The sequence below is a fragment of the Aporhodopirellula aestuarii genome, assembly GCF_023701485.1.
GTDB classification, from domain to species: domain Bacteria; phylum Planctomycetota; class Planctomycetia; order Pirellulales; family Pirellulaceae; genus Rhodopirellula; species Rhodopirellula aestuarii.
Genome location: NZ_JAMQBK010000079.1, coordinates 39,964 through 46,179 on the forward strand (window position 1 = coordinate 39,964; position 6,216 = coordinate 46,179).

The 6,216-nt window shown below is 58.2% G+C and carries 3 protein-coding genes; all 3 read left to right on the forward strand.

From position 1 onward, the window contains the following. The first annotated feature begins 13 nt into the window (after positions 1 to 13). The 3 genes from NB063_RS26340 to NB063_RS26350 all read left to right on the forward strand — a co-directional run bounded on the left by NB063_RS26340 (position 14) and on the right by NB063_RS26350 (position 6,058). Positions 14 to 1,999, forward strand: a complete 1,986-nt coding sequence (locus NB063_RS26340) for a c-type cytochrome domain-containing protein (protein ID WP_250932040.1) — start codon at positions 14 to 16, stop codon at positions 1,997 to 1,999. A gap of 226 nt (positions 2,000 to 2,225) precedes the next feature. Further along, entirely contained in the window at positions 2,226 to 3,440 is a 1,215-nt protein-coding gene (gene galK, locus NB063_RS26345) for a galactokinase (RefSeq protein ID WP_250932041.1), read from the forward strand. 263 nt (positions 3,441 to 3,703) lie between these two features. Then, positions 3,704 to 6,058 carry a right-handed parallel beta-helix repeat-containing protein gene (locus NB063_RS26350; RefSeq protein ID WP_250932042.1) on the forward strand — a complete coding sequence of 785 codons (2,355 nt, stop codon included), beginning with the start codon at positions 3,704 to 3,706 and terminating at the stop codon, positions 6,056 to 6,058. Positions 6,059 to 6,216 lie beyond the last annotated feature (158 nt).

Below are 6,216 nucleotides of genomic sequence, written 5' to 3' on the forward strand. Positions count from 1 at the left end.
CTCGATGCACTCCATGACTCTCGCCGTGGTCTGCGTGATCGGTTCTCTCACGCTCGGACTGGGCTCAGCAGGTGCTGCGGAAACCGACCCCGTACGGCTCGACACGCGGTCCCGTCAGGCCATCACCGCGATCACCGTCAGTATGCGGAAGGCGGGAGAGCAATTCACGGCGGGGCGTTTCGAAGAGTCCGCCCGATCGCTCGAAAAAGCGATGAACCAGGTCGAAGTCGCGGTACGTGCCGGCTCACCAGAACTTTACGACGCCCTGTTGCCCAGGATGCAGCGGATCGTCGATGCCCGCCTGTTGATCGAGCTCGAAGGGGTCGCGGTCGCCCCCTTTCAGCCACCGATGCGTCCCCGCGAAGCAGCGACCGCGATGGCGAATTCCGAGTCGCAACCAACACCCAGCGGCGCGAACGCTCCCCCACTACAGAATCCGTTCAGCCCGGACGTCAACGGAGTCAGCTTCGTTAAACAAGTCGCACCGATCCTCGCCGACAAATGTGGCGGATGCCACATCCGTGGCAGCAAAGGCGGATTCTCGCTCGCCACGTTCGCGGACTTGATGAAAGGACCGCCTGAGGGTGTCGTGATCTTCGCCGGTGACACCATCGGCAGCCGCCTGATCGAAACCATCAAGACGGGCGACATGCCTCGCGGCGGCGGCAAAGTCAGCTCCATCGAACTGGCCATCTTGGAACGCTGGATCAACGAAGGAGCCAAATTCGACGGCAACGACCCCTCGGTTCAGCTGACCAGCCTTCGCCCCGACGCCACGCCCGCTGAGGCTCCCGAGGACGCGACGCCTACTCCCAGCGTCGGCACGCCGACCGGGAAAGAAACCGTCGACTTTGCCAGCCAAGTCGCTCCGCTACTGGTCGCAAATTGCACCGGTTGTCATCTCGACGCCATGCAAACCCGCGGCGGTTTGCAAATGGATACGCTGGCGAGACTCTTCCGCGGCGGCGACAGCGGTCCCGTTATCCAGCCCGGCCGTGGCGAAGCCAGCCTGTTGGTGAAAAAACTTCGCGGCACCGAAGGCGACCGAATGCCCGCCGGAGGACGACCGCCACTCAAAGATGCCGAAATCCAGTTGATCTCGAAATGGATCGACGAAGGGGCCACGGTGGACCCTAGCCTGCGTGAAGAATCGCTCGGCACGATGACTCAACAAGCTTGGTTGGCCGCCGCCACGCCCGCCGAGGTCACTGCCCGCCGCGGCGAACTGGCGATCCGCGACTTCAGTCTCGCGGGAGGCAATACGGATCGCCTCAGCACTCACCAATCCGACCACTTCGCGCTGTGGGGAGACGTTCCCCAACCCACGCTCGTGCAAGTCGCCGAGCAAGCCGAAGCCGCCCTGCAGCGGGCCTCAATGGTGCTCCCGGCCAAAGAACTCGCTGGCAAAGGCGATGCCGCCGAAGCGTTTTTTGGTGGTCGCGCGTCGATCTACGTCATGCCACGACGTTATGACTACAGCGAATTCGCTCAAATGGTGGAACGCCGCAGCCTGCCGTCAGACTGGGATTCGCACTGGTCCTACGACGGAATCCAAGCCTACGTGGCCGTCGTTGCATCCAACAGCGATGAGGAACAGGAAATCGCCGATCGACTCGCCGCCCCGATCGCGAGCCTTGCCATCCGCAGCCGCGCGTCCTCGATTCCGAGATGGTTCGCCGATGGACTCGGCAAAGTCGTGGCCGCCTCCGACACCAAACGCGACCGGGCCGAATTGGCCCAAATCCGGTCGGAACTCGTCACGGCGGTTGGCACCCTGAAAACCGGCAAAGAATTTTTCGCCGGAAAACTGGCCCCTGAGCGAGCCGACCTGATCGCCGCGGCAGTCTGCGAATCGTTTCTCACTCGCGAAAAAAGGCGTGGTTTCGACAATGTGATCCGGCAACTCGGCGACGGAAAACGCTTTGATGACGCGTTCCTCGCGGGGATGGGCGTCACACCGACGGCCTACTTCGACGCCTGGCTCCAATGGGTCAAGTGACCGCGGCCCCCCTTGCCGACGACGATCGCCGGCCGGTTCGCGTCTGTCGAATCTCGTCAAAACGTCGCGGAAGACAAAAAGTTGAAGCACGCTTGACTAGATTATGATAAAAAATCTCAACGCGTTTGGTCCCGCCCCCCCGTCCTACCTCCCCATCATTCCGCGGACGGGTATTTTTGCCGGGCAAATTTATTGCGAGAGCATCGGAAAAAAAAAGAAGCCATTCATGACTGCAGCCCAAAACGAAATCACGACGGAAACTCTCGCGGAACTCGCCGATCGAGTCCGCGAAACACACAAAACGCTGTATGGAAAACCGCCCGAGTTCGTCGTCGCCGCGCCCGGCCGCGTCAATCTGATTGGTGAACACGTCGACTACAACGATGGGTTTGTTTTGCCGATGGCGATCGAGCGATACATCGTCATGGCGGGCTCACGTCCTGATGACGACAATGAAGCTCAGTCTCAATTCCATAGCATCAGCATGGACTCCAGCTGTCGGCTGTCGAGCAAAGACAGCCCCGGAAATGACCCGACCGCACCGGGTTGGGCCTGTTACGTCCAAGGTGTTTTGGCTGTTTTCGAGCAGTCGGTTCGCCAAGCACCTGCGCTCAACGTGAGTTTCGATTCCACCGTCCCGCTCGGTGGTGGTTTGTCCAGTAGCGCGGCGCTCGAAGTCGCCACCGCAACCCTTCTCGAAGCCGCTACTGCGACCACCCTCGACATGCGTGAAAAAGCCCTGATCTGCCAAAAGGCCGAACACGTCTATGCGGGTGTTCCCTGCGGAATCATGGATCAATTCAGCAGCGTGTTTGGTAAGGCCGGAGAACTCATGCTGCTCGATTGCCGCTCTCAAGAAATTACGGCTGTCCCCTTCGGAAGTGACGACGTCGTCCTGCTGATCACGAACAGCAACGTCAAACATGAACTCAACGGTGGCGAATACGCCGAACGTCGTTCACAGTGTGACGCGGCACTTAAGAAGATTGGCAAATCGACGTGGCGAGACGTCTGCATGGATGACGTCAAAGCTGCCCGCGATCAACTCAGCGAACCGGAATACAAACGGGCACGCCACGTTGTCGGAGAGATCCAACGAACCACCCAAGCCGCAGACGCCATTTCGGCTGGCCGATGGGACGAAGTCGGCGAACTGATGTACGCCAGCCACGATTCGCTCAGCGGTGATTTTGAAGTCAGTTGCCCCGAACTCGACCTGCTCGTGGATCTTGCACGCGACATCGACTCCGAAGGCGGCGTGATCGGTTCACGAATGACCGGTGGCGGCTTCGGCGGCTGCACCGTGACTCTCGTCAAGAAGGATTCAGCCCAATCGCTGATGGACGCATTGATGAGTCGGTACAAAGCAGAAACCAGTATCGAACCTTCCTGCTTCACCAGCCGCCCGGCGCTCGGGGCCCACATCCTGTCGGCATCTTAGGCCGATTCGGTGATTCCGCTCGGGCGCGGCTTAGCGCCCGTGAAACTCGGCATCCGGTCACCTCTTTTGCGTAACCGGAAATGTTGCCGTGGAGATTTGAAATATTTACTAAATCCGATTCAATCGTTTCCAACGGATTCCGATACAGAAGTTGGGGTTAGACTCCCCCGCTTGCTGATCGACTGAACAGCGTAACCTCCGAACAGATGTCCGGAACCATTTTCCCGGTACACGTTCCCCCGTACGCGATCCCGGAAACAACCGTGCACGAACTTCAACGACAAATCGTTCGATGCTTCCTGCTGCTGGGATGCTGCCTGCTTTGCAACACCTCGGTCGCTCAATCGCAGTTGCAGGCTGGGGAACCGCCATTCGATTCGGCATATTCGAATGAGCTTTATCGTGCTTATATCGCACTGGGTGCCCGCCCCAGCGATGAAGACATCCGGTTGCACACGGATATGTTTATTCCGTTGATGTCTGACGACGAGAACCTGTTGTTTGCGGACATCCGCGGACAGTTCGCCGATGTCGGTGGCGGTGAAGGCAATGCGGGGCTCGCGTTTCGCCATCTTTTCGAAGATGAATGGATTTGGGGCGTCTACGGTTTCTACGACCTCAAGCAATCCGGTAACGGCAATTGGTTCTCTCAGGGAACACTCGGAACGGAACTCTTGAGTGCCCACTATGAACTCCGCGGCAACCTCTACATTCCCGAATCGGGAGCCGAGGAAGTGATCGCTCCGACCGCCGTCATCAGCAACGGCAACCTGGTTGTTCAAAACAACGAAGAGCGTGCCTACCACGGCTTTGATCTCGAGGCGGGGGCGTTGCTTTGGCGGGCGCAGAAATGGTGCGATAGTGAAATCCGCGGGTTCGCCGGAACCTATTACTTCGACACCGATTCCAGCAGCGCCCGCACCGTCGCAGGCCCCCGCTTACGCGCCGAATGGCGATCGTACGATTTGCCATGGATGGGACAAGACTCGCGGTTGACCGTGGGCGCCCAATACCAACACGACGATGTTCGTGGCGGCCAGACCGCTGCTATCCTCACGATGCGTCTGCCCCTCGGGTCCGACCGCGGTCGGACCCGCCGCCGAACCTACATGCAGCGGCGGATGACCGACGTCATTGTTCGTGACATCGATGTCGTTACCCGACCGACTCCAACGCCGGATGGCGAAGAAGTCGCGCTGCACGCGGAACAAAACTTCGCGATTGGATCCGTCACCATGCTTGACGCCGACACAGATGATCTCGTCGCGGCGGTGGCGGCGGCGACCACGGACACCATCATCATCGATGGCGCCGCAGGTGAAGTCATCACCACCGATTCGATCATCGTTCCGTCAGGCCAAAATCTGCTCGGAGGCGGCTTCATGGTCAGAGGCGCCGCCACCGGCATCATCGCGACCGTTGGCACGCCCACGCAACTCTACGGCAGCGACGAAACACAATCCGTAATCGTCGCCTCCGACAACACCAGGATCGGACATTTCGATATCGAAGGCGGTCTGCATGGTATCTCGAGTTACAACGGCGCCACTTACGACGATCTCACCAACGTTCAAATCTTTAGCAACCGTGTCTCTGTTGCCGACGACAGTGGCTTCCGATTCGCAGCACTCGACTCCGCCAGTTCGCTGAGCCTCAACCGCGCCGCATGGAACTCAGGATCCGGATTCGAAATCGACGACAACAACGCGACCCTGACGCAAAACACCTCCCAAGACAACGCATTCTCTGGCTTTTATCTGACATCCAATGACGGAACGCTGTCGACGAACCGTGCAATGGAGAACGGGGAGTACGGATTCGTGATTGGTGCCAACTACGGTGATGTTACCGAAAACGAAGCCACCGAAAACAGGTTCGCCGGTTTTGCGGTGGTCTACAACGAAGGCCTCTTCAGTGAAAACGAATCCACTGACAACGCCTCCGAAGGCTTCCGCATCACGACCAACAACGGCACCGTGAGCGAAAACTTTGCCTTCGACAACTTCCTCGATGGATTCTGGTTCGAGGACAACTACGACACCATCAGCGACAACACGTCGTACGAGAACTACGGAAACGGATTTGTGTTCAACGACAGCTCCGGTTCCATCGTTGACAACTATTCAGGACGAAACTCGTTTGCCGGATTTGTATTCAGAAACAACTTTGGCGACTTCAACGACAACACCTCCCAACAAAACGGATCCGACGGTTTTGACTTCTCCAACAATGCCGCAACGATGACCGGAAACAGCGCAATCGAAAACACCGACGATGGCTATGACTTCTCCGGAAACTACGGCACATTCAGCGGCAACTTTGCATTGAGCAACCTCAACGATGGCTTCCAATTCTACCGCAACGATGACCAGATGACCGGCAACATCGCAAGCGACAACCTGGAGGACGGCTTCTACTTCAACCAAAACAACAGCCTGTTCGACGACAACTACGCCTCTGGAAACTACGACGACGGAATCGACATGGTTGAAAACTTCGGAACGGTCTCCAACAACCTTTCCATCGAGAACCTCGACGAGGGCTACACCGGCACCAACAGCGGCTTCACCTCAAACAATACCGGCTACGACAATGAGGGCGGTGGCGACACATTCTAAAACGCGGTTGGACAACTGCCCCCAGGAGCCCCTGCAAACTCTTCCTCGCAAACACGTTCGCGGACACGTCGCCGCGTGAAGTGGGCGGGGATTCCAAGGCCCACTCAGTCAAACCGTCGACGAATTGGTTTCGAACTCAGCAGGTACATAGAAGTGAT

Bases quoted from the DNA above. Each gene is read 5' to 3' on its own strand.
- galK (WP_250932041.1), top strand. From the start codon at position 2,226: ATGACTGCAGCCCAAAACGAAATCACGACGGAAACTCTCGCGGAACTC.
- NB063_RS26340 (WP_250932040.1), top strand. From the start codon at position 14: ATGACTCTCGCCGTGGTCTGCGTGATCGGTTCTCTCACGCTCGGACTG.